This is a genomic window from Snodgrassella sp. (assembly GCF_024103505.1).
GTDB classification, from domain to species: domain Bacteria; phylum Pseudomonadota; class Gammaproteobacteria; order Burkholderiales; family Neisseriaceae; genus Snodgrassella; species Snodgrassella communis.
This window is the reverse complement of record NZ_JAGGIJ010000006.1, coordinates 168019-192338: the sequence shown is the minus strand read 5'-3', so window position 1 is coordinate 192338 and position 24320 is coordinate 168019. Positions and strand designations below refer to the sequence as shown.

Annotated in this window: 22 protein-coding genes and 1 pseudogene; 8 read left to right on the top strand and 15 right to left on the bottom strand. The window is 45.0% G+C overall.

Translation table 11 applies throughout. The features are described 5' to 3' along the window. A partial coding sequence (locus J6578_RS07870) for a tRNA (cytidine(34)-2'-O)-methyltransferase (RefSeq protein ID WP_287954298.1) occupies positions 1 to 413 on the bottom strand: 413 nt, incomplete at its 3' end. Positions 414 to 972: 559 nt separating this feature from the next. On the opposite strand from J6578_RS07870, the gene J6578_RS07865 reads away from it, so the two are divergent. Continuing rightward, on the top strand, positions 973 to 1947 hold the full coding sequence (locus tag J6578_RS07865) for a TerC family protein (protein WP_093093873.1): 975 nt from the start codon (positions 973 to 975) through the stop codon (positions 1945 to 1947). 105 nt (positions 1948 to 2052) lie between these two features. On the opposite strand, the gene J6578_RS07860 is transcribed toward J6578_RS07865, so the two are convergent. Beyond that, on the bottom strand, positions 2053 to 2604 hold the full coding sequence (locus tag J6578_RS07860) for a flavodoxin family protein (protein ID WP_239428466.1): 552 nt from the start codon (positions 2602 to 2604) through the stop codon (positions 2053 to 2055). A 469-nt stretch (positions 2605 to 3073) separates the two neighbouring features. Between J6578_RS07860 and J6578_RS07855 the strand changes: the two genes are divergently transcribed. Continuing rightward, entirely contained in the window at positions 3074 to 4465 is a 1392-nt protein-coding gene (locus J6578_RS07855; RefSeq protein WP_287954297.1) for an NAD-dependent succinate-semialdehyde dehydrogenase, read from the top strand. A gap of 381 nt (positions 4466 to 4846) precedes the next feature. Beyond that, entirely contained in the window at positions 4847 to 5182 is a 336-nt protein-coding gene (locus J6578_RS07850; RefSeq protein WP_287954295.1) for a zinc ribbon domain-containing protein YjdM, read from the top strand. 116 nt (positions 5183 to 5298) lie between these two features. Here J6578_RS07850 and J6578_RS07845 read toward each other — a convergent pair whose 3' ends face one another. Then, complete coding sequence (locus J6578_RS07845) at positions 5299 to 5943, bottom strand: NAD(P)H-binding protein (RefSeq protein WP_287954294.1); 645 nt, start codon at positions 5941 to 5943, stop codon at positions 5299 to 5301. A gap of 117 nt (positions 5944 to 6060) precedes the next feature. After that, positions 6061 to 6369 carry a ChuX/HutX family heme-like substrate-binding protein gene (locus J6578_RS07840; protein WP_180296233.1) on the bottom strand — a complete coding sequence of 103 codons (309 nt, stop codon included), beginning with the start codon at positions 6367 to 6369 and terminating at the stop codon, positions 6061 to 6063. 532 nt (positions 6370 to 6901) lie between these two features. On the opposite strand from J6578_RS07840, the gene J6578_RS07835 reads away from it, so the two are divergent. Next, positions 6902 to 7984, top strand: coding sequence for an ADP-ribosylglycohydrolase family protein (locus tag J6578_RS07835; protein WP_287954293.1), 1083 nt, complete (start codon positions 6902 to 6904; stop codon positions 7982 to 7984). A gap of 47 nt (positions 7985 to 8031) precedes the next feature. Here J6578_RS07835 and J6578_RS07830 read toward each other — a convergent pair whose 3' ends face one another. Next, positions 8032 to 9537, bottom strand: coding sequence for a glucosyltransferase domain-containing protein (locus J6578_RS07830; RefSeq protein WP_287954292.1), 1506 nt, complete (start codon positions 9535 to 9537; stop codon positions 8032 to 8034). A gap of 329 nt (positions 9538 to 9866) precedes the next feature. On the opposite strand from J6578_RS07830, the gene J6578_RS07825 reads away from it, so the two are divergent. Together J6578_RS07825 and J6578_RS07820 are read left to right on the top strand one after the other, a co-directional pair. Beyond that, positions 9867 to 10954 (top strand): IS3 family transposase gene (locus tag J6578_RS07825; RefSeq protein WP_502957992.1). Its coding sequence is split into 2 segments (ribosomal slippage): positions 9867 to 10116 and positions 10116 to 10954, totalling 1089 coding nucleotides; the frame shifts between segments, so codons are not numbered across the junction. A gap of 121 nt (positions 10955 to 11075) precedes the next feature. Continuing rightward, positions 11076 to 11927, top strand: coding sequence for a Dam family site-specific DNA-(adenine-N6)-methyltransferase (locus J6578_RS07820; RefSeq protein ID WP_287954291.1), 852 nt, complete (start codon positions 11076 to 11078; stop codon positions 11925 to 11927). 202 nt (positions 11928 to 12129) lie between these two features. Here J6578_RS07820 and J6578_RS07815 read toward each other — a convergent pair whose 3' ends face one another. After that, a complete protein-coding gene (locus tag J6578_RS07815) occupies positions 12130 to 12888 on the bottom strand; it encodes a helix-turn-helix domain-containing protein (RefSeq protein WP_287954290.1) in 759 nt (252 codons plus the stop codon). After that, positions 12881 to 13045, bottom strand: a complete 165-nt coding sequence (locus tag J6578_RS07810) for a helix-turn-helix domain-containing protein (protein WP_502957991.1) — start codon at positions 13043 to 13045, stop codon at positions 12881 to 12883. Before J6578_RS07810 ends, J6578_RS07815 begins: the two co-directional genes overlap by 8 nt. A gap of 400 nt (positions 13046 to 13445) precedes the next feature. Here J6578_RS07810 and J6578_RS07805 point away from each other — a divergent pair. Beyond that, positions 13446 to 13668 (top strand): annotated as a pseudogene (locus tag J6578_RS07805) (transposase); the annotation flags it as partial. Positions 13669 to 13994: 326 nt separating this feature from the next. Here J6578_RS07805 and glmS read toward each other — a convergent pair. The 8 genes from glmS to J6578_RS07765 form a co-directional block, all read right to left on the bottom strand. Further along, the gene (gene glmS, locus J6578_RS07800) at positions 13995 to 15836 is read right to left on the bottom strand and encodes a glutamine--fructose-6-phosphate transaminase (isomerizing) (protein ID WP_287954289.1); all 1842 of its coding nucleotides are present in this window, start codon (positions 15834 to 15836) and stop codon (positions 13995 to 13997) included. A 399-nt stretch (positions 15837 to 16235) separates the two neighbouring features. Further along, the gene (locus J6578_RS07795; protein ID WP_080701825.1) at positions 16236 to 16517 is read right to left on the bottom strand and encodes a FeoC-like transcriptional regulator; all 282 of its coding nucleotides are present in this window, start codon (positions 16515 to 16517) and stop codon (positions 16236 to 16238) included. A 518-nt stretch (positions 16518 to 17035) separates the two neighbouring features. Beyond that, positions 17036 to 17341, bottom strand: coding sequence for a hypothetical protein (locus tag J6578_RS07790; RefSeq protein WP_100150040.1), 306 nt, complete (start codon positions 17339 to 17341; stop codon positions 17036 to 17038). 415 nt (positions 17342 to 17756) lie between these two features. Next, a complete protein-coding gene (feoB, locus tag J6578_RS07785; protein ID WP_287954288.1) occupies positions 17757 to 20081 on the bottom strand; it encodes a Fe(2+) transporter permease subunit FeoB in 2325 nt (774 codons plus the stop codon). After that, on the bottom strand, positions 20078 to 20320 hold the full coding sequence (locus tag J6578_RS07780; protein ID WP_287954287.1) for a FeoA family protein: 243 nt from the start codon (positions 20318 to 20320) through the stop codon (positions 20078 to 20080). Before J6578_RS07780 ends, feoB begins: the two co-directional genes overlap by 4 nt. Positions 20321 to 20669: 349 nt before the next feature. After that, positions 20670 to 22040 carry a bifunctional UDP-N-acetylglucosamine diphosphorylase/glucosamine-1-phosphate N-acetyltransferase GlmU gene (gene glmU / locus J6578_RS07775; RefSeq protein WP_287954286.1) on the bottom strand — a complete coding sequence of 457 codons (1371 nt, stop codon included), beginning with the start codon at positions 22038 to 22040 and terminating at the stop codon, positions 20670 to 20672. Positions 22041 to 22123: 83 nt separating this feature from the next. After that, on the bottom strand, positions 22124 to 22393 hold the full coding sequence (locus J6578_RS07770) for a spore cortex protein (protein WP_100150045.1): 270 nt from the start codon (positions 22391 to 22393) through the stop codon (positions 22124 to 22126). Between the two features lie 71 nt (positions 22394 to 22464). Beyond that, on the bottom strand, positions 22465 to 23109 hold the full coding sequence (locus tag J6578_RS07765) for a pyrimidine 5'-nucleotidase (protein ID WP_287954285.1): 645 nt from the start codon (positions 23107 to 23109) through the stop codon (positions 22465 to 22467). 94 nt (positions 23110 to 23203) lie between these two features. Between J6578_RS07765 and J6578_RS07760 the strand changes: the two genes are divergently transcribed. After that, complete coding sequence (locus J6578_RS07760) at positions 23204 to 24211, top strand: thiamine ABC transporter substrate-binding protein (RefSeq protein ID WP_287954283.1); 1008 nt, start codon at positions 23204 to 23206, stop codon at positions 24209 to 24211. Positions 24212 to 24320 lie beyond the last annotated feature (109 nt).

The following is a 24320-nucleotide window of genomic DNA, read 5'->3' as shown; positions in this document are numbered from 1 at the left end:
TTTAAGGAACGGATATGCTCAGACTGAGGAATACGCAGACAGTGACTGCTACGTGCCTGAGCGAATTGTGCGGGTAGACCACTGGTTTCGCGACCGAATAAGAAATAAATCTCCTTCGAACTATCGCTAAAATCGAACTCAGTGTAATTGCGTGTGCCATACGTTTCTATCAAGTATACCTGTGCATTAGTTTGAGTTTCTGTCATTTCGATAAAGGCTGGCAGACTATCGTGGTAATGAATGTCTACATGTGGCCAGTAATCGAGGCCAGCGCGTTTGAGCATTTTATCGTCAGTAGAAAAGCCGAGTGGACGAATCAGGTGCAGACTGGTATGGGTACCGGCACAAGTACGGGCGATATTGCCGGTATTGGCGGGGATTTGGGGCTGGTAGAGAGCGATGTGCAGCGGCATTCTAGTCGTTCTTGAAAAAGATTTAGTGTATATCAGTTTGGATAATTAGTGTATGGCATAATTATTTATAATCTGTGCTTATTGTGTTGGCGATATTATGTACCGGTATTGGAATATAATTTATTGATATGTGCAATTTGGACTGCAAATATCCTACACTAAGAGGAACAACTAGTTGCAAAATACCAAGCAAAAAACAAAGATATATATTGTTTGCTATGGCGTAATCGTCAAATCTTTTGTCGATGAATAGGGTGCTAAATGAATCTTTTATGTGTATTCATGACAGTATTTTTTAATTTACCCTATTCAACGTGACGATTTGCTATACATCATGATTGCTCTGAAGCGTACTACAACCAGACTATATTGCCAGTATTTGTAGCATAAAACAGATTGTTTGTGTCGGCAAAGCTCTAATTGGTGATGCAGGGATTATCTTTTTTGTTGGATATGCTATTGTTGGATTGTTGGTCAGTATATTGCATTTTCAATTGAATATGGTGGTTGTTATTATCGCCGGATTTTGTATGATGAAAAATTTTAGCAGGAAGAATACATGCAGCTGAACTCAGTAGGTACACCACTATTTTATGGCGTATTTATCGTCATTGTTATTGTTATGATTGCGATTGATATGCTCACGCTGAAAAAAGAGGGTATGCATCGCGTTAGTACGAAAGAAGCATTGCTTTGGACATCAGTATGGATTGCTGTTTCTTTGGGATTTGCGGGTTGGTTGTATTTTGAACTGGCACATAATCCTGCGGTTGGTTCGGATGTGGCTGTGGATTCGGTGATGGACTTTCTCACAGGTTACGTGTTGGAAAAATCATTATCAGTCGACAATATCTTTGTATTTGTGCTGATATTCAGTTATTTTAAGATACCTGCCGAATATCAGCATCGAGTTTTACTTTTTGGGGTACTAGGCGCGATTGTTCTGCGTGCCATTATGGTGGCTTTGGGGGCGGTACTGGTTAGCCGTTTTGAGTGGGTGCTGTATTTATTTGGTGTCTTTCTACTTTATAGTGGTATTAAATTGATGCTGCCAGAAAAGGCCGAGGATAAAGGCCTGTCTGATAATCCACTAGTAAGCTGGCTGAACCGGCATATGCGCGTGAGTGAGCAGCTGAATAGGGAGAAATTCTTTACCATTGAAAATGGCCAGCGCATGGCTACTCCATTACTACTTACTTTGGTGGTAATCGAATTGAGTGATGTGGTTTTTGCTGTGGATAGTATTCCGGCAGTATTTGCGGTAACAACTGATCCGTTTATTGTTTTCACTTCCAATATTTTTGCAGTATTGGGCTTACGCGCGATGTATTTTTTGTTGGCCAATGTGGTAGAAAAGTTTATTTATCTCAAATACGGGCTGGCTGTAGTATTAACTTTTATCGGAGGTAAAATGCTGGTTGCCAAGTGGTGGCATATTCCTTCTTTTGCTTCACTGGCAGTAGTGTTTAGTGCCTTACTGATTGCCATAATTGCTTCATGGTTGAAAACCAGACAGAGGCCGGATATTCGTTGAAATGGTATGCTACACTTATTCAGACAGTCTAGTATGCAATCACTTTATCTCTAAAAGACAAAGTGATCGCGTACTAAACTGATATTCAAAGTGATAGAAATATTATTAATCTAACTTGTTAATAATTTCACTTATCCGTGCCACATAAATTTTGACAGTTTCAATATCACCATGTGGAATTTCATCTACACTGGCATCGGCAGGTGTCTGTACTAGAGCACCAATAGAACCGCCAAGTGTATTGATATCATTGCGATCTGCTTGCTTGGTATTTGCTGGCAATAATCCCAGACTCACCCAGATACCACCATGCTGTGCGGCCAGAGTCTGCATCCAGATTAGCGTTACCTGTTTATCGCCGTTAAAACTGGCACTATTGGTAAATCCGCCAAACACTTTATCCTGCCAGGCACGCTTAGCCCACAATGCCGAAGTGGCATCAGCAAATTTTTTGAATTGCCACGGTACATTGCCCATATAAGTGGGTGCAGCAAAAATAATTCCTCTGGCAGCATCAAGCTGTTGCCATTGCTCATCATTCAAATTGCCGTTAGCATCAATTTCTACCAGCAAGGCATCTGTATCTGCTGCCGCTGCTTCAGCTATTTTACGGGTATGGCCGTAACCTGAAAAAAATACAATGACTAGTTTACTCATCTGTATATCCTTTGAAGTTAGACAGAACCAAAACAGATTAAGCTGGCAGTATGGTTATTACAATAGCGTTTTAGGAAACAAAAATCGTTATTATTGCCTAGCAGGAAAACACAGGCAGCCCTGCGCAGAAATTTTCTCAAGCTGAAGACTGCTTGCTGCAACCATTAAAGTGGTTTTCTAAAATCCATATTTTATTAGTTTAGTGTTTACTTGATAACACGGTAAATAATTGTTAGACTGAATCGAATACAAAATCATGTCTAAATATGGATATTTAGGGATGGTAAATAATATTGTCGTCTACCTTTATCGGACCTATAGATAAATTAGAAGTAGCAGTAACATATACATCAGAAACACAACCACTCCCGGATAGTATATACAACTGATTGTCTCAGAAGCTGCCCGTAATTAGTCAGTCAAAAGGACAGTATCCGTGGTGCAACCCTTATTTATGAAAGGTAATTATATGGCATACGCTAGTACCAATCCCTATACCGAACAGCAGGTAATGGCATTTCCTAATACCACCGATGTTGAATTGGAAGCAGCATTAAATGGTGCTGATGCTGCTTTCCGTGAGTGGAAAAACACGACATTTGCCCAGCGTGCGCGTATTCTGCAAACAGCAGCCGACATTCTACGTGCCAATATTGATGAATATGCCCGTCTGCTGACATTAGAAATGGGCAAACTGTTTAGTGAAGCCAAAGCAGAAACTGAGCTGTCTGCGCAGATTTTTGAATATTATGCGGTAAATGCCGAACGTCAGCTTCAGCCGGAAGTGTTGCCGGTCACTTCTAATAAAGGCAATCGTGCCCGTATCGAATTTGCCCCGCAAGGCATTATCTTGGCGGTAGAACCGTGGAATTTCCCGTATTACCAGATAGCACGTATTGTTGCGCCACAACTGGCTGCCGGTAATGTTGTTCTGTTGAAACATGCTTCTAATGTTCCTCAGTGTGCTGCTAAAATGGCCGCCATGCTGTCACAGACTGGATTAGTGCAGGGCGCCTTTCAGAATCTCTATCCAACCCATGAACAACTGGCCAAAATCATTGCCGATCCGCGCGTACGCGGTGTGGCCTTAACAGGTTCAGAAGGAGCAGGTGCGATTGTGGCTGCACAGGCAGGCGCGGCATTGAAAAAATGCACGCTGGAACTGGGCGGTGCCGATGCCTTTATCGTGCTCAATGATGCCGATATCGAAAAGGCCGCTAAATGGGCAGTGTTCGGCCGTCACTGGAATGCAGGGCAGGTTTGTGTGAGTGCCAAGCGTATTATCGTGGAAGATGGCGTATATGATCGTTTCCTGAAACTGTATCGTGAAGGTATCCAGCAACTGCGTATGGGCGACCCGATGGATGCAGCCACTACATTAGCACCACTGTCTTCCCGCTCCGCCGTTACAGGCCTGCAACAGCAACTGGACGAGGCAGTTAAACTGGGTGCGCATGCTGAAGAAATTGCGCTGGATATGCCTGCGCAGGGTTGTTTTTTCCGGCCGGTTATTCTAACCAATATTAAGCAGGATAATCCGGCACGGCACTGGGAATTCTTTGGTCCGGTTTCTTCCGTGTATCGTGCCAAGGACGCTGCTCATGCCATTGAAATTGCCAACGATACTCCTTATGGTCTTGGCGGTTCTATCTTTACCGCAGATGAAGAACGCGGTGCTCAACTGGCTCAGCAGATTGATACCGGTATGGTATTTATTAATCACCCTACTATGGTGAAAGCCGATTTACCCTTTGGTGGCGTAAAACGTTCCGGCTTCGGACGTGAATTGCTAGATTTGGGCTTAAAAGAATTTGTTAATGCCAAACTGGTAAGCATTGCTGATATCGACGCCGAATTCTAAGCGGTGCACAATAATAACAGGGTGGCCAAATCGCCACCCTGTTATTTGTATCTTATCTTTAAACAAGTTTGTTCTCTTTCTCTAATACCACAGAAGCGATTCGAGTCATCATCAATACCGTAAAGTGCTCACTAAGCTGGCATTACCGAGAATATTGCTCAAATGTACCAGTTGTGGCTATCAGTTGGCGATGAATGAATCAAACGAGTATAAGCTGATGTGCAAATACGTGGAAGGAACAGTGTGGCAGTACCAGAAGCAGACATAATTTCTGTATCAGCAGCAGAAATGCTGCAAAAGCGCGTAAGAAGTACATAAAAATGTGGTGATTGTGGCAGAATTAGGTACAATCGCCGCTTTTACCATTGCAGAGGTCTAATCATGTCTGAATCAACCCCTATCTGCCCACAATGCGCCAGCGAACAGAATTACTTTGATGGCACTTTTACTGTCTGCCTTGAATGTGGACATGAATGGGATGTTGCCAGTACCACCAGCGCACAGGAGCTGGATGTTAAAGACAGTAACGGTAATCCGCTAGCTAATGGTGATGATGTTATTCTGATTAAAGACCTCAAACTTAAGGGCAGCAGCACTGTGCTGAAAAAAGGTGCCAAAGCCAAAGGTATTCGTCTGGTTGAAGGCGACCACGAAATTGATTGCAAAGTAGATGGCATGAAAATCATGCTTAAAGCGTGTTTTGTGAAAAAAGCCTGAGTAATAGGGTAACGAAATAATGGCCAGTCTGTCTGCTTGGTAATGTTTGCAGATGGGATGGCCAGTTTTTCCAGTTGTGGATAAGTACAGTTATCCACAATCTGGCCGGTTACAGTTTATTTATTCGCAGGGAGCAAATCCGGGTCAACAACTGTATAAACACAGTTATTCAGTGTTGCAGTGCTGATTCTTTGCATAATCACACTTGCCAGTTCTGCCCGATGAATATAACCATGTATTTCCTGCTGATAAAAGCATTTCCCTGTACCGGTAACTGCACCATTAACCAAACCACCGGGGCGCAGAATTTCATAATTCAGCGTACTGGTTTGCAGCCATACTTCTGCCAGAGACTTTTCCCGTACTGAATGTCCGAAAGCTTTTTTTGCCCGTTCCGACATCGTAGGCCATGAATCACCGCAGCCCAGAGAAGTAACCAGCAGCATCTGCTTGATACCACAGTGTTCGGCCGTATCAATAATCAGCCGCTGTGCCAGATAGTGCGCACCTGCCGAACCGCCTAATGTCGATACAATCACCGTATGGTTACCGGCCAGCTCGCAGGCTTTCTTGACACTGGATTCGTCAGTAGCATCGCCAACCACCGTTGCTACCCCTTGCTGGCTTAACTGTCGGGCAAAATCCGCGTCCCGTACCAGCGCAATACAGCGCCACTGCAATGGCTGCTGCAACGCCAGTTGCAATAGCTGATAGCCCGTACCCATTTTCGGGCTTACCCCAAACAATAATAAAGTTTTCATCAGTTTCTCCTCAGGCAGAACCAAAGTGTTGTGCCAGACTGCTTAACTGCTCTGTTTTTAGCGGACGCTTTTTATCACGGCCAACAAAAATCTTGAACATAATCTCACCTTGCCGGTTTAGAAAATAATTGCAGCCGTGGTCATAAGCATAAAGCTGCGCACAACAAAAGCAATATATACACAGTTTTGCGTGCAGATGTGCCCGTTGAAACCCTGATTATGTTGCAGATTAAAATAACCGGCACCCTTTTTTCCTGCTGGCAACGCACCGGAAAATTGCGCAATAATATTCACCGTATGTAGCAGAAAAGTAATTTCGTTCCAAGTCTGCACTTCCTGCCACACTGCATTAAACTGGCTGCCATTAATGATAACTGTATGCGCTATTGCCTGAATGAGTTCGGCCATCATAGCCTGATATTGCATGGCCATCCGCTCTAGTGTATCTTACTAGCCATCTATCTTGAAACAGCAAGCCAGAACAGGCTGCATCAAAACGGCTCAGCGCCCATGATTGTGTAGCGCAGATATCAATGAAAAGCTGCAAAAATTAAATAATAATTATTATATAGTAACGGTTTTATAGCGGCGCTATCCAACAATATCCAGTTTATTAATACACACCAACGAACATAAAAACGCCAGAAATCTGCCTGAACGAAAGCAATCATTGGGCTAAATCTATTCTGAGGTTATAAGCATGTAGATGAAGGATTTGCCCGCATACACAATAGTACCGGATTTACCGTACATAGTAGTTGCAGTAATCCTTACGGCCAGATAGATTTAAGCTGATATCTGCCGGTTAGACCAATCTGGACTTAAGTCTGCCAAAATAGCTAAACTGCATTAATAAAATCAGGTATTTTTTTAACATAAAGTGATAGTATATCTATCCATCGTTTCGCGCCGGCATTGGGGTGAGCGTATATTGTTAATATGATCGTCTGGAATATCCATGCAAGAAACACAATCAGCGCAACAGATTAGTGGCCTGTTACTTGGCACCGCTGTAGGTGATGCCATAGGACTGGCACGGGAAGGACTGACACCCAAACGAGCCTCTCGTTTGTTTGGTAACCTGATTCAGCATAGCCTGATAGTTACACCATGGGGCAGGGCAGGCTTGTGCAGTGATGACACCGAGCACGCAGTCATGGTGGCGCAGAGTCTGCTAAGCGGTCACCAGAATGCCGATGATTTCAGCCGCCAACTGGCAAGCCGGTTACGGCGCTGGTTTCTTACCTTACCGGCCGGTTTGGGTATGGCTACCCTTAAAGCCTGTAGCAAATTGTGTCTGGGCATCAGTCCGGCCAAAAGTGGTATTCGCTCCGCCGGTAATGGCGCAGCTATGCGTGCCCCTGTGATTGGCTGGTTTTTTGCCGATAATCCTTTCACCATGCGCGAAATAGTCCGCGCAGCTACCATCATCACCCATACTGACCCACGGGCAGAAGAGGGCGCATGGGTTATCGCTATGGCCGCCAGACAGGCCAGGGAGCAACAGCCACAAGCCCCTATTGACAGCTTCTTTGCCGACATCATGCCCAGCCTGAACGGCCAGCAACTGACCTGCCAGTTACAACTGGCACAGCAAAAGTTACAACAACAGGCCGAACTCAGCGATTACCTACTGGCCTTGCAACTAGAGAAAAAAGGCATTACCGGCTATATTAATAATACTGTGCCTGCCGTTATCTACGCGTGGCTGCGCTACTACGGTAACTATGAACAAACCATCAGCGCACTGATACACGCCGGTGGCGATACAGATACTACCGCCGCCATCGCCGGCGCGCTTGCCGGTATTCAGTTGGGTGAGGCAGGCATTCCTGCACACTGGCTAGCGGGTGTGAAAGAGTGGCCGATGAGTATTGACTACCTGCGCAAATTGTCCAGTGCGCTGGCCGCCAAAAAACACCACCCCGAACAAACCATTAGCCTGCGCCAACCCAGCTACCTCCCCTTGTTGGGCAGAAACCTGCTGTTTTTCTGTATCATTATGCTGCATGGGTTAAGACGGCTGCTACCACCGTATTAGGCAGTAACAGCAAAATACTCAGGATAATAAAAAACAGGTCGATAATCTTATAAACACTGTTGAGGATTAGTATTTTCTTTAATACCATTCGGGCAATAACCTACATTTTGCCCCAGTTTTACCACCACCACATCTTTTATCTGCAAAATACTGCCTTTCTGCGGCCAGACAGGTGCTGTATATACCGCATTTAAATCCGATTTAATCTCATCATAGGATGCGGGCACAATGTTGGCGATTTCTGTTTTATTCATAAATGCAGAAATTCTGTCAGAATTACCATGATCCCAGTTAAGAAATGAAGCACCGAACATATCCGAATTTTTGGGTCGGTTTACCCGTTTAATATCCAGCGCGCCAAAGAAATAGACTTTAACTGGCGATTCCAAAGATACATTCAATTCTGTAGCTATATCGTTGGCAATAGCAGAAGCCAGCCGGTAATCTTTTTTGTAGGCAATATAGTCAGTATAAAAAAGATTACTCACGGTGGCCATACCGTACAGAAATGAAAAAGCCGCTATGGCCCATAAATATTTATTTTTTCTGATAATAATAAAACTAATTAGTCCAGCAGAGGCCAAAAATATAGCAAAGCTGGTCATTGTTCTGGCCGATAATTCCTCGCCAAGCACTATATTCATGGAAAACAAAGTGATGATGCTTAAAAATGCATACAAACTGTATCTTGTTTTTCTTCTTAGCGGATAAAATAGCGGCAGGATTAAAAATACAACAGCCAGTACAAACGTATTCATCCCGTAAGGTGCTTTGAGAGTAAAATAATGTTCGATACTGCGACTAATCTTTTTCAGTGCCTGTTTGGGTGATTCCTCAAGCCAGGTAAACATATCACTTAAATAAGATTCTGAGTGAAGATGGTAATAATTCAGAATTAATTCTCCCAGCACAAAATACAGGATTAGCCCGATAATTGAAGCTATTATTAACCTGAATATCAGTTTTAAATGCCTGCTATCTTCTGTGTCTCTAACTATATCTAGCAACAAATAGGCAAGCAATAAAGAATAAGAAAAAAAGATTATCGACTGATAAATGGCTACAGCATAACCTAACAGCAAAGCCGGAATAAGGACTGTATGCAGAAAGGAATTCTTTCTAACGATTAAATATACAGCTATAGACGACAACAGTATGGCTGTGGCCACCGTATCACATTGGTTGAGAAATTGGAGCTGATAAGCAAACTGTGCGGAGGAAGCATATAAAACCGCAAAGAAAAGCGTTTGTTTCAGGCTCAGGGAAAAGGTATAAACAATTAGCGCACATGAAGCTGACAATAAAATAAAGGTCAGCATCTCAGTATAAAAAGGAATAAAAGGCTCAGGATAAATACTGGCTTTTAATAAGGCATGCCCCCATCTGCCAATAGCAATAGTATGGGAAATATTGTTATTAAATTCCTCATCTATCGACAAACCGAAGTGTGTAAGCTCAAAACCGTAAACACAAATATAAGTAAAAAATGCGACCAGAAAAGCCAATATCGCAATCTGGTATTTGTCATTATGGCTAGTCTCAACATATTGCATTCAGCATCGCCTTTATTTGAAATAAAATTTATGGTTTGATGATATAATTGCACAGACTTGCTTAACATAATTAAGAAGATTCTGTGCATAAACTAAAGCTTAGTTTTCCAATACAAAATTATAATCTAAATTCTATAGTGTAAATTATCAAAACAGCAGTTCAGGTTAACAAAAACTAATTGTAATTCAGAAAAATCACGTCTGGTGAGCATTATTTTGTATTGGTAATGACGGCAAATCTTTGCATGGGAAGAAATATGATATCTAACTATCTCCTAAAATACTACATCCAGAAAGTAGAAAATTTTCTTCATTAACCCACAGAGTATTTGAACATGAAAAAGATGACTGAGCATCAAATCGTATCTATTTTAAAAGAAGCTGAAGTCGGTATTCCTGTCAAAGAACTTTGTCGTAAATATGGTATGGGTAATTCAACTTTTTATAAATGGCGGGAAAAATACGGTGGTATGGAAACCTCCGATATCAAACGTTTAAAGGAGCTGGAGGCTGAAAACCGCAAGCTTAAGCAGATGTTTGCTGAGCTCAGTTTAAAATCTCAGCTTCAGGAGGAAATCATAAAAAAGCTATAGTGCCTACCAAGGCACGTAAAGCATGGGCTTTGGAGTTACAAGAAAATCATTTTGTTACTATTGCTATGAGCTGCGCTATTGTTGGCTTAAGCCGCTGTGCTTACTATTATCAGCCCAAGTTACCGGATGATTCAGTGATTAGGTCGGTACTCAGTGCGATCACCGATAAGCATTTACGCTGGGGCTTTCCCAAGTGTTTTAATCGCATCAGAAAGCTCGGCTATAAATGGAATCATAAACGTGTGTATCGGGTGTATTGTGAATTGAAGCTTAATCTCAGGGTAAAGCGTAAACAGCGTATTCCACCACGAAGCCCGGAAAGGCTATCAGTACCCAATAAACAAGGTGAATGCGGGTCAATGGATTTTATGAGTGACGGCAGTCGCAATCAACGACGCTTTAGAACTTTCAATGTGATAGATGACTTTAATCGTGAGGCGCTAGGCATTGATATTGCGGTCAGTTTACCAGCTGGCAGGATTACCCGTTATCTGGATAAACTGGCCGAATATCATGGTTATCCACTAAAAATACGAGTAGATAATGGACCGGAATTCACTGGAAACACGTTTACTAATTGGGCAAAATCACATGGTATAACTATAGATTACATCAACCCCGGCAGTCCATATCAAAACGGGTATATTGAACGATTTAATCGTACCTATCGCACGGAAATATTGGATTTATATTTATTTAATAATCTAGAACAAGCAAGAAAGGTAACCGAAGAATGGCTAACCATTTATAATACTGAAAGACCTCATGAAGCATTAAATAATATGACGCCGATTGAGTATAAAACACTAAAACAAGCAGCATGATTTTCTACTTGAATCTTGTTCTAACTATGGGGTATTTACAAATTGATTCTATCAATTTAGAATTATAAACTTTATATCTATTTATGATATGATGACTATAAGTATCAGATAAAAAGTTTTTATGTGTAATAAAATACCCCATCCTATTCCTTATCAAGGGAGTAAAAGAAAGATTGCTAATCAAATTTGCTCACTATTTCCAAGCAATATTGATTGTTTGATAGAACCTTTTGCGGGTTCTGCTGCAATTACTTTGTTTGCAGCTCATCATAACTTAGCTAAGCGATTTATTATCAATGATAAACAACCAGAATTAATGGAACTGTGGAAACTAATCATAGATGAGCCTAATAAAACCTCCGAAAAATATAAAAAAATATGGTCAGCTGTAGCTAATGAAAATAATATAGACTTTAATCTAATAAGAGAAAGATTTAATCAGTATAGGGATCCCATCGATTTACTGTACTTAATTGTTAGATGTGTGAAAAATGCTATAAGATTCAATAAAAAGGGGGAGTTTACCCAATCAGCTGACAAAAGAAGAGCCGGAACACACCCAAATAAAATGGCTGAATCAATTAATAGAGCTAGCTTTTTACTAAAAAATAGAACTGAAATTTTTTGTGGTGATTTTATGGATGTATTACCTATAGCCCAAAAAAATGATTTTATATATATGGATCCACCATATCATGGGACATCTAATGGAAAAGATAGGCGTTACTTTTCCCAATTAGAAAAGGAAAACTTAATACAAGGTTTAGAATATTTAAATAAGAGAAATATTGATTTTATTCTATCTTATGATGGAAAAACAGGGAATGCAGAGTATACAGCGATACTTCCTGATTATTTAAACATGAAACATTTTCTAATCAATGCTGGTAGGTCATCTCAAGCGACTCTAAATGGGAAAAATCAAACAACATTTGAAAGACTTTACTTATCAGAAAAATTAAACTTTCTTTAAGCAAACTGTCAATCATGTATAAAAGCCAAAACAGATATGTCTCTTGTAAAAGTTAACATTTTTTAAAATAGGCTAAAAAGCATAGAAATATTGCTGAAACATATTGCCATTTTTCTATTTTAGGAAAATATTTTATGAAATGTTAAAACCTAAACTAAATTTTCAAACAAACGATGTCAACCTAGGTTCCTAGTAACACAAATCATGACTTATGCTTTAAGTACAAGCTTATTGCCTCTTTAGTTAAGATTTGTACGGATTTATTATTTTCTTTAGATAGAGTGTCCATTTTATCATAGATATCAATATCATCATTATTAAAAACAATATCCAACCGCCGTTGAGGATGCATTGCAATATGGTTATAATTTTCAGGATATGCCCAAAAACATTCTTTACAGATATTCATATTCTTAATTTCTTTGAAATTTTTACAGTTTTCACATGACCAGCTTTTTGTTCTTTGTTCCGATGCATCAAGAAGCATATATTCTTCTATTTTTTCTGCTGAATCATTTCCCGAAATTTCATAAGGTATTCGGTGATCAATTTGTAAATATCTAGGTTCTAATCTTTCATTACTTAATGTAGATCTTGAATCATAATAATCAACAAGTTGCTGTTTAAACTCCTTTGAAAAAGCTTTTCTACCGCCGATTCTTCCGGCAATAATTTGTGAAGGATCGCCAAACTTATAAGCAGCAATCATTCTTCCTGTTTTTGGACTTTTAACTCTATATGTTTCTAATGGAATTCCATTTTCTCTCACATCTCTAATTGCTCGAGGAGGATGATCATATCCGTAGAGTTCGCTTAATTCTTCTGTAGTAATAGAACCATAAGTTAATAAATGATCGATAACGGTTTTAGGTCGCTTTGATTTAACAGATAAACATTTTTCAAAGAAAGCATCTGACATAGATTTAGGTTTTATAGGTTTACACATAAATATTTCATTCATCAATTTTCATTAAAAGTTTATAAGGCTCAATACCAAATGCTTGAGATATTGACTCAATAGTAGTTAACGTTATATTACGTTCTCCTCTTTCAACAGAACCAATATAAGTCCTATGATATCCACATATCTCTGCAAGCTTTTCTTGTGAAATATGCATCTTATTCCTATAGTAAAAAATATTTCTAGCCACTATTTTTTGTAGCGTCATTATTTATCCGAATAACATAGAATTAGTTTTTGAATTTATATCTTTTTGATGACTTTAAGTCGACAGACTATAAGTAGCATTAGATTTTAATAATCAAATGTTAAGAATATTTATACAACTATTTGGTTAAAAATTTATTTGATCGTCCATGGTAACCAATGGATGTCAATTGATCTATGTAATCAATTAGAAACACCATTAATTGTCCTAATACTAATAGTAACTTACTAACAAAAATGAGAAGCACCATGAATTTAATATTCAATTGTAACTATCCCCTAAAATAGTACAGCCAAAAAGTAGAAAATTCTCTCCATTAACCCACAGATAACCCACAGAGGATTTAATCATGAAAAAAATGACTGAACATCAGATTGTATCTATATTGAAAGAAGCTGAAGCCGGTATCCCCGTTAAAGAACTTTGCCGTAAATATGGTATGGGGAATTCAACTTTTTATAAATGGCGCGACAAATACGGTGGTATGGAAACTTCAGATATCAAACGTTTAAAGGAGCTGGAGGCTGAAAACCGTAAGCTTAAGCAGATGTTTGCTGAGCTAAGCTTAAAATCTCAGCTTCAGGAGGAAATCATAAAAAAGCTCTAGTGCCTATTAAGGCACGTAAAGCCTGGGCTTTGGAGCTACAAGAAAGTCATTCTGTTACTATTGTTATGGGCTGCTTTATTGTTGGTTTAAACCACTGCGCTTACCATTATCAACCTAGGTTACAGAATGATGCGATGATCAGGAACCCTACTATTTTAGGGGGTAATTGTAATTTAGTTACTAAAAAATTATTATTTATTTAAATTATTAAGCCCCTACTTAAATTCAAAAGTAGAGGCTTTATTTATATTGAATTTAAAAGTTAAATAGATTTTTAAATTAAATTGTTTTTTACTCCACCGTCACCGATTTCGCCAGATTGCGCGGTTTATCCACATCGGTGCCGCGTGCCAGTGCGGTGTGGTAGGCCAGTAGCTGTACGGGTATGGTGTGGACGATTGGGGAGAGTACGCCCATATGGCGCGGGGTGCGGATGATGTGGACGCCTGCGCCGGCGGTGAATTCGCTATCGAGGTCGGTGAAGACGAAGAGTTCGCCGCCGCGTGCTGCTACTTCCTGCATGTTGGCTTTGACTTTTTCCAGCAGGCTGTCGTTGGGCGCAATGACGACGACGGGCATGTTCTGGTCTACCAGTGCCAGTGGGCCGTGCTTGAGTTCGCCGGCGGGATAGGCTTCGGCGTGGATGTAGGTGATTTCTTTGAGTTTCAGTGCGCCTTCTAAGGCGATGGGGTAGTGGATGCCGCGGCCAAGGAAGAGGGCGTTGTTTTTGGCGGCAAACTGGTTTGCCCAGCTGGCGATTTGCGGTTCGAGGTTGAGTACGTGTTGTACGCTGCCGGGCAGCAGGCGCAGTTCGCTGGTGTATTGTTCTTCTTCTGCAGGGGTAACCAGTCGGCGCATTTTGCCCAGTGTTACAGCTAAGCCAAATAGGGCTACTAGCTGGGTGGTAAAGGCTTTGGTGGAGGCTACGCCGATTTCGGCGCCGGCACGGGTATACAGTACCAGTTCGCTTTCGCGCGGCAGGGCGGATTCCATGACGTTGCAGATGGACAGGCTGTGCTGTATGCCAAGTGATTTGGCATATTTGAGTGCTTCCATGGTGTCGAGGGTTTCGCCGGACTGGGAGATGGTGATGATGAGTTGCTCGGGGTCGGCGATGACTTTGCGGTAGCGGTATTCGCTGGCAATTTCGACATCGGTGGGTATCTGGGCGATGGCTTCGAGCCAGTAGCGCGCGGTAAGGGCGGCATAGTAGGAGGTGCCGCAAGCAAGGATTTTGATGCTGCGGATGCGCTCGAAGATGCTGGCGGCGCTGGCGCCAAAGTTTTCTGGCTCAAAGCCGCCAACGAGAAATACTTCGGCGGTGTCGGTGATGGCTTTGGGCTGTTCGTGGATTTCTTTTTGCATGAAGTGGCTGTATAGCCCCAGTTCGAGAGAGGCGAGTGACAGCTCGGACATTTTGATTTCGCGCTGTGCTGGCTGGTTGTGTTTGTCGAGCAGGGTGTCGATGCCTTGTGTGGATAGCTGGACGATGTCGCCATCTTCGAGGAAGACGACGCGACGGGTATAGGCGATAACGGCGGAGACGTCGGAGGCGATAAAGCTTTCGTTTTCACCCAGTGCTACTAACAGGGGGCAGCCCATGCGTGCTGCGATGAGTTGGTCGGGGTTGTCTTTGGCGATCACGCCGATGGCGTAGGCACCCTGAAAGCGTTGGCACGCGGTCTGAACAGCCTGAAACAGGTTGCCGCTGCTGGTGTGGGTGTATTCGTAATGAATGCTGTGGGCGATGACTTCGGTGTCGGTTTGTGAGGTGAATTCATAGCCCAGTGCTTGGAGGCGGCTGCGTTCGGCTTCGAAGTTTTCGATGATGCCGTTGTGGACGATGGCAATCTGGTCGTTGGAGATATGCGGGTGGGCGTTGGGTTCGGTAACGCCGCCGTGGGTAGCCCAGCGGGTGTGGCCGATGCCAAGGCAGCCTTTGAGGCCGGCGGCCTGTGCGGCTTCTTCCATGAGTTTGACGCGGCCGACGCGGCGCACGCGTTCGATGCTATTTGGTGTCCATACGGCGATGCCTGAGGAGTCATAACCGCGATATTCCAGTCGTTCAAGACCGCTGGTAAGAAATTCTACTACGTTATTCTGAGCGCGAATGGCGCCGACTATGCCACACATGGTTTATCCTTTTGCTACGAACAGGCTGAGTGGTGCGGATGCGGGGTTATGGTGAGACGGGCTATGCTGTTGCTGGTTATGGGCTAATGCAGCAGTGGTAGTCTGTCTGGTGTGCATCGCGGCGCCTGTTGATGCTGTTTCTATTTTGTTTGAGAAGATGATTGTAATGGAAATGACTGGTTTGCACAGTAGTGTTTGTTAATGGTGGCTGATGCTAAGCGGTAGGTATGGCTATGTTGATGATTTGTGGTTGTGGATATTTTGAATAAATTATCTTTATTTATCAAATGCGTTATTTTTGTGCTGCTGTGCTGTCAGTTATTTGTTCTGGTTAATATGGATTTGACATTGATTTATGCTGTCACGTTGCTAATGTGTTTTGACTTAGATAGGGGGTTGTCAGGTGCTGTGATTAATTGGGTTGATGGGAATGGTTGTATGTGGGCTGGTGGTGATTTGATAGATTTTTTTTACGCCGTCGGGGCAGGCGATGCAGTCGCTGCATTTGTTCTGGTTACAGGCGGGCTGGCTGGGGGTAAGCTGGCGAATGGTGCCTTTTCTGAGCCAGAAAGCGAGCATTTGCTCCATGGCACTTTCCTGTACTTGAAAATGGCGCGCTAAATCTTGCAGGCTAGCCTGTCCGATGGTGTGGAGGTAATCGCGAATGGCGGTGATGAGCATGTGCTGGTAATCCTCTGGTGGGTGGTTGCTGTTGGTTGAGCTGTTGAATATTGAATAAATAGATAGTGATGATGAGGAAAATATCACTATTTGTTTGGGTAAAAATGTCTATACTATTGCAAACACTTTACAAGGTGTAAGTAACTTATTGCTAATGGCTACTTTATTGATATAAACCAGATAGCCCGAAACATTAACGGGGTTGTTAAGGTTGGTGCCCTGAAGCAGTTAGATGCCTTTACTATCATTATCCATCTGGCAGCCACAGAACGGGCTTTAAATGCCGTTGGTGGCTATCTTGAAGGCTGATTATGATTGTTCAGTTTTTAATCGAGGAAAAGGTGGCGCAGCTGGATTCGTTAATTATTTGATGGGGCGTGACCGCTGCAGGGAGGGCGCTAAGCTATTGCGAGGTAATGCCGATGAGTAGGTGGTGTCTGTCAGATTAGGTTTGAGCTAGTACAGCTAAACAATGAAAAAAATCCAAACGGGCTTTTTTTAGCTGTACTGGCTCATTATTATTCTTGTTCTATATGCTTTTTTGTACAAGGCGGAAAGCACCATGTTAATTGTTCTTTAACCTCTTCAAGTGCATTAGAGAAATCAGTTGTTTGTAGATATGATGGTTTCAATTCAGGATTTAAGCTATAAACAAGAGCAGATATATTAGAAATATTGTGTATGGCCTCAGCACATAGGCTAACGGTTATATCTGGGAAAAATTGATGTTCATGGCGAAGAGCAAATGCAAAAGCATTTATTGCCTGCATAAGCTCATCAGCTTTTTTTTCAATCTCGATCAACTGTGTTTCTTGTTTATTCATAATCCATTACCAATGATGATTCGCGGCACTTTCTGGTAAGTCAAAAATTCCATTTTGGCCTTGGTAGTACCTAAATGCTGCATGGTATTGATGATAGGCTATATATAGTGATTAATTTTGAACGCTGTTCAATATCAAATCTTCAATATCAAATGCCGCTGTTGGGTTCTTCTGGAAGGTTAGCGCACAATGATGTTTAAGTTAGCTCATGCCTTATCTGTCCATTTGACTTGCATTTTTCAGCTCAGTTAGTAACTCGGTTCGGCGATGCGAAGCAATGGTAATTACTTCATTAGGTGTATGTCATGTTTTGCTTTTTAGTGCAGCGTCAACTTTTTAGTTAGCCACTGGCTATGGTCATCGGTCTGCTGTTGAGTGTCAATATGTTTGATAGTTGGTAAAAATAGTTGGCTATTTAGTGGCAGCCGTTGTTTGTGCTGCGTGGGCTGGTTTTTATGGTTGGCTGGCTGGTCTGCCACCGGCTGCCGATGAGTTTCATGGCGCAGACGATGATGCTGAAAAGGCAGGCTACGCCGGCAATCCAGTAAGGGGCGCTGGTGCTATGACTAAGCTGATGGTATTGGTAGTAGACGGTGGCGCAGCTCCAGCCAGTGAGAAATGTCCAGCCGGCGACAAACAGCATCCAGCGCGCGCCTGCTTCGCGGTAGATGGTGCCAAGGGCGGCGGCGCATGGGGTGTACAGTAGGATGAATATGAGGTAGGCCATGGCTGCGGTACTGCTGCCAAAGGAGGCTTCTAGTTTGGTAATGGTTCTGGCGCTGATGTCCATATCCTGCTGTACGCTGTCGGCGCTCTGGTCTAGTGCGCTGAAGCCAAGGGGGTCGAGGAAGGAGCTGGCCAGTTCTTTGATGTTGGCGGGAATGGTTTGCAGGGCTTTGATGACGCCGGCTTGCAGGTTGAAGTGTTCTTCGCCGCCATTTTCTTCTGCTTTCATGGAGTACAGGGAGTTGAGGGTGGCAATGACGGCTTCTTTGGCAAAGATGCCGGTAAATATGCCTACGGTAGCCGGCCAGTTGTGTTCGCTGATGCCCATGGGGGCAAATGCCGGGGTGATTTTCTGGCTGGCTACAGACAGGACAGACTGGCTGCTGTCGTTGTGGCCGAAAGAGCCATCGCTGCCAAGTGAGTTGAGCAGGCTGAGGATGGTTACCATGAGGACGATGGCCTGTCCGGCGCGGAAGATAAAGCCTTTGAGGCGTGACCATGTGAGGTAGAGCATACCGCGCAGGGTAGGCAGACGGTAGGCGGGCATTTCCATGATGAATGGGGTGATGGCACCCGGCAGTAGGGTGTGTTTGAGGATGAAGCCGGTGAGGATGGCTACGGCTATGCCGAGCAGGTAAAGGATAAATACGACGGTAGAGGCGTTGTGGGGGAAGAAGATGACGGCAAAGAGGGTATATACCGGTAGTCTGGCACCACAGGACATGAATGGAATCATGCTGATGGACATGAGGCGGTCGCGGGTGCTGTCGAGGGTGCGTGTGCCCATGATGGCTGGTACACCACAGCCGAAGCCTACCAGCATGGGTACGAAAGCTTTGCCCGGTAAGCCGATGGCGCGCATGCCTCTGTCGACTACCATGGCGGCACGCGCCAGATAGCCGGAATCTTCGAGAAATGACAGGCACAGGAACATGGCGGCTATAACGGGAATAAAGGTGGCGACGGTCTGTATGCCGCTACCGATGCCGTTGGCGAGGATGGCAATCAGCCACTCTGGCGCGCCAATTCTGGTGAGTAGGGTGGAAAAGCCGTCGACAAATATGGTGCCGAAAAGGATGTCAAAAAAGTCGATGAATACGGAACCGAATTTTACTGCCAGCATGAACATGAGGTACATGACAAGCAGGAAAAACGGGATGCCGCTGTAGCGACCAAGGGTGATGCGATCGATTTTGTCTGACAGTGACAGGTTGGCTTCGCGTGGCTTTTCGATAACGCTACGGCTTAGCTGGTCGATGGCGTCGTAACGGGCGCTGGCCAGTGCGATGTCGATTTCGTGGTTGCACCAGTCGGACAGGGCATCGCGGCACTGTTGCAAGGTGTGGTTTTCTGCTTCGCTAAGGGGGATGGGATTTTGTTTGAGTAGCAGTTCAATCAGTGCCCACTGGTCGAGCTGGTGAACGGTGCTGTCTGCGGGTAGTTGTGCCAGATGGTTGCGGATGATGCTGCTATGTTTGCTGCCAAGGGTATCCAGCTGTGGGTTGGCTGGTACGGGATGGGTAATGGCTGCGGTTATGGCTTGTTGCAGTTGGGACAGGCCGGTTTTTTTGGCGGCAGAAATGGCGATAACCGGACAGCCGAGCTGGTGGGTAAGGGTGCTGATGTTGATGTTTTCGCCTATGTTGTGCAGGGCGTCCATCATGTTGAGTACCACCAGCATGGGACGTTTCAGGTCAAGTAGCTGAAAGGTAAGGTATAGGCTGCGTTGCAGGTTGGTGGCGTCGATGATGTTGATAATCAGGGTGTCGGGTTCGTTGAGGACGAATTCGCGCGCTATCATTTCGTCCTGTGAGGCGGCTATGTCGAGGTTTTCGATGGCATAGGTGCCGGGAAGGTCGACGATTTCAATTGGTTGCTGGTTTATCTGGATGCTGCCGGTTTTGCGCTCAACGGTGACGCCCGGCCAGTTACCTACTTGCTGGCGGGAACCGGTAAGGGTGTTGAAGAGGGTGCTTTTGCCGCTGTTGGGATTACCAATTAATGCAATTTTCATTTTTTTACCTCAACTACGCTAATGGCTTTTGCTTCGCTACGCCGCAGACATAGGTAGAAACCACGGGTTTTGATTTCCAGCGGGTCGCCCAAGGGTGCGGTGCGGATAACGGTGACGTGGCTGCCGGGGGTGATGCCCATGGCTAACAGGCGGCGGCGAAATGGTAGGGATTCTGGCAATAGGTGGGTAATCACTGCCGGTTGCCCAAACGGTAGTTGATCGAGGGTAAGTGTTGACACTGCGCTAAACCTTTGGATGTAGGTATTTTGTTGTTGTTTTAAGTGGGAATCATTTTTATTGTGCATGATATTACGTTTGGTTGTTAATTTGCATGCATGGATGGCTAAGTGAAGCAGTTTTGTTAGGGGTTTGTGTCAATAATATGGCTTTTTATGTAATTATTATGCGGTTTATGATTCTGTTTTATTTAATTTTGTTGTGATTATGTGTTTTGTGTATCTGGTTTTTGAGTGTTTAGTTGATGTTTGATGGGCTGTTTGCGTGGGTGAAGAAGGGTGGCGGTAGGCAGCCATCAACTCGTCATGCGGTTGTAGCATGATGGGTTGATGGCGTGAATAAGGAGGGGGATTACTCTTTGGCTGGTTTTTCAGGACGCTGCCATTCTGGCAGGGTGGTTTGGCGGCTGCGCGCCAGTGTGAGTTTGTCGGCTGGGCAGTTTCTGCTCAGGGTACTGCCGGCGCCGGTGGTGGCGCGGTCGCCGATGGTGATGGGCGCAATCAGCATGTTGCCGGAGCCGATGCGTACCTGATTGCCGATGGTGGTGCGGTATTTGTTGACGCCATCGTAGTTGCAGGTGATGGTGCCGGCACCGATGTTGCTGTGTTCGCCGACGGTGGCGTCGCCCAGATAGGTTAGGTGGTTGGCTTTGCTGCCATAGCCGATGGTGCTGTTTTTAACTTCGACAAAGTTGCCGATGTGTACGGCGTCGCCAATCTGTGCCTGTGGGCGCAGACGGGCAAATGGACCAATCTGGGCATTGCTGCCAATGATGCAGTTATCCAGATGGGAGTTGGGGTGAATGGTGGTGCCGGCACCGATGATGGTGTTTTTAATTATGCAGTTGGCTCCGATGGTTACGTTGTCGCCCAGTTCTATGTTGCCTTCGAGTACGACGTTGATGTCGATTGTTACGTCCTGTCCGTGGGTGAGCTGGCCGCGTAAATCGAAGCGTGCCGGGTCGCGCAGGGTAACGCCGGCCTGAAGCAGGGCGGTGGCCTGCTGCTGTTGCAGGATGCGTTCTAGTTGTGCCAGTTGCTGTTTGTTGTTTACACCTGCTGCCAGCCATGAGGTGCGTACCTGTAGCGGATGTACGGGGATGTTGTCCTGCTGTGCCAGTGCAATTACATCGGTGAGGTAGTATTCCTGCTGGGCGTTATGGTTTTGCAGGGCATTGAGCCATTGTGCTAGTTTGTGATTGGGCAGTACGAAGATGCCGGTGTTGGTTTCGCGGATGGCTTTTTCGGTGCTGGTGGCATCTTTTTCTTCGACAATGGCTATGACGTTACCTTGTTCGCGAATGATGCGGCCATAGCCGGTGGGATTGTCGAGTACGTCGGTCAGCAGGCCGATATCTTCACCGGCAATGCTGAGTAAATTCTGTAAGGTTTGCTGGTCAATTAGGGGTACGTCGCCATACAGGATCAGGGTACGTCCGTTGCTGCTCAGGTGTGGCAGTGCCATTTTTACTGCATGGCCGGTACCCAGCTGCTGGTTTTGTTCAACCCAGTGCACATCTGCCTGAATGCGTTGCCGCACTAATTCTTTACCATGGCCGATGACGACGCTGATGTTGTCGGGGTGCAGGCTCTGGGCGGTGTGGATAACGCGCTGGAGCATGCTGATGCCACCGATTTCATGCAGTACTTTGGGCAGGCGGGAATACATGCGGGTGCCTTTGCCGGCAGCGAGGATAACGATATTAAGGGGTGTAGTAGGCATAAATCAGTATGTATTCAGATGTTTAAACGGGCTGCCGGAATTCATGTCTGATTCTGGCAGCCCTGTGTGTGGGTGTAGGTGGATTATTCGGCACTGCTGTCTGGGTTTGCCCAGTGGGTATGTGCCGGTAGTTTTTCGTTGGCATCACCTACGCTGGGTTTCATGGCATGGGGTTCGGGACGCATGCTGTTGTAACGCATGTTGTGCGAGTAGGTACCATCCTGATATACCACTCGTGTACCCGGCTCGTATTTCTGGCGCAGTCTGGTTTGGCCGGTAGCGTCTTGATAGGTTTCCCATGTGCAGCCACTGAGAGCCAGTAAACCGCATAATAAACAGATTCCCGCACGCATGGTGTTGTCCTTTGTGGTTGGTGATTTATAGGCTGTTATTGTAGAGAATTTGTGTGCTGGCGTATAGCGTCTCACAATAGGTCTGAGGCGATGTGCAGTAGGCTGGACATGTCTGGGGCTGTGGCATTGATTTCAGGGGTGGGATGGCTGTGTTTTCCATACCATACGGTACGCATGCCCAGTGTATGTGCGGTTTTCAGGTTGGCCAGACTGTCATCTACCATGATGCATTGTTGTGGCTGTATATGCAGCTGCCGGCACAGGTTGTGGTAGGCTTGAGGGTGGGGTTTGTGGTATAGCTCAAGGTTGTCTGTGCCAAGCAGGGCATGGAAGTGTGGCTGAATTTGCATGGCGCTTATGAGTGCCTGCACGTAATGGCTGGGCCCGTTGGAAAAAACTATTTTGTGTCCGGGCAGGTGTGCCAATGTGTACTGTAGCTGTGGCATGGGCTGCAACAGGGGCAGAATCTGCGCCAGTGGATGACAGGCAAGCAGAAAGTTGTGCAGGTTTATTTTGGGATGATGCAGTCTGAGCCCCGCCAGTGTGGCGCCGTAGTCCTGCCAGTATTGCTGGCGCAGTTGTGAGGCTGCTGCGCTGTTTATGTGCAGGTTAGTAGCCAGATAGGCGGTCATGTGCTGATTGATAATGCTGAAGATGCCTGCATCCGCCTGATGCAGGGTATTGTCAAGATCGAATAGCCAGTAATGGGTTGTCATGATTTGTAAGTTGGCGTCAGGTTTGTACTATGTACACGTAAAACAGGTATGATTGTACACAGGATATGGATAATTTTAAGTGCAGGAGGCTGGGATGAAGGCAGGTAGGTGGTTAATCGGGGCATTATGTATGCTGATGGCCGCATGGGCACAGGCGCAGCCTGAAGTGCGTCTGGCAGTGCATGATTCTTTTGCTTTGCCGAAAAATGTTCTGGCTCAGTTTGAGCAGGATAATCAGGTTAAGTTAACTGTGATTAAGGTTGGCAGTGGCAATGAGATGCTTAATAAGCTGATTTTAACGCGTGCCAAACCGATTGCCGATGCGGTGTATGGTCTGGATAACAGTAATATCAGCAAGGCACAGCAGTTTAAGCTGTTTGCTGCCAGCCAGCCGGCCAGCCGCGCGGTAAACGTGGACTTGCCGCAGGTGCTGGCAGTGGATTATGGCTATATTGCTATTAATTATGATAAGGCCTGGTTCCAGAAACACAAGAAACCTTTACCGCGCTCGCTGGAAGAGCTGGCCAGCCCGGCTTACAGGGATTTGCTGGTGGTGCCTAGTCCGGCCACTTCAACGGTGGGGCTGGGGTTTCTGCTGGCCAATATTGGTGGCCTCGGTGAACAGGGTACGTGGCAGTGGTGGGCAAAAATGCGCCAGAACGGGGTGAAAGTGGCCAAGGGCTGGAGTGAGGCTTATTACACTGATTTCACGCTAAATGGTGGTAGCCGGCCGATGGTGGTGAGCTATGCTTCCAGTCCGGTAGCCGAGGTGTATTATGGTAAAGGCAAATACCAGACGCCGCCAACTGGGGATTTGCGCTTTAAGGGTGCGGTATTCCGCCAGATTGAAGGTGCTGCGGTGCTGAATAATGCCAGCCAGCCGGTACTGGCGGCGAAGCTGGTGCAATATCTGCAAAGCAATCAGGTACAAAGTGCCATACCTACATCAATGTGGGTTTATCCGGCTGTGAAAGGGGTGAAGCTGCCACCGGTATATGCTCATATGAGTATTCCTACTATTGTTGCCCAACCGGGTATGGCTGATATGGCCGCAAAACAGCAAGGCTGGGTAAAGCAGTGGGTGAAGGTGGTGCAACGCTAGGCAGATGTTGGGCGCTGCTCTGAAATAGGGCTGTCTGCCATCGCTAGATTAGGGAGTAACAACAGGGCATGGTGGTGCCCTGTTTGATTGTACAAACGGTGAGTTTAAA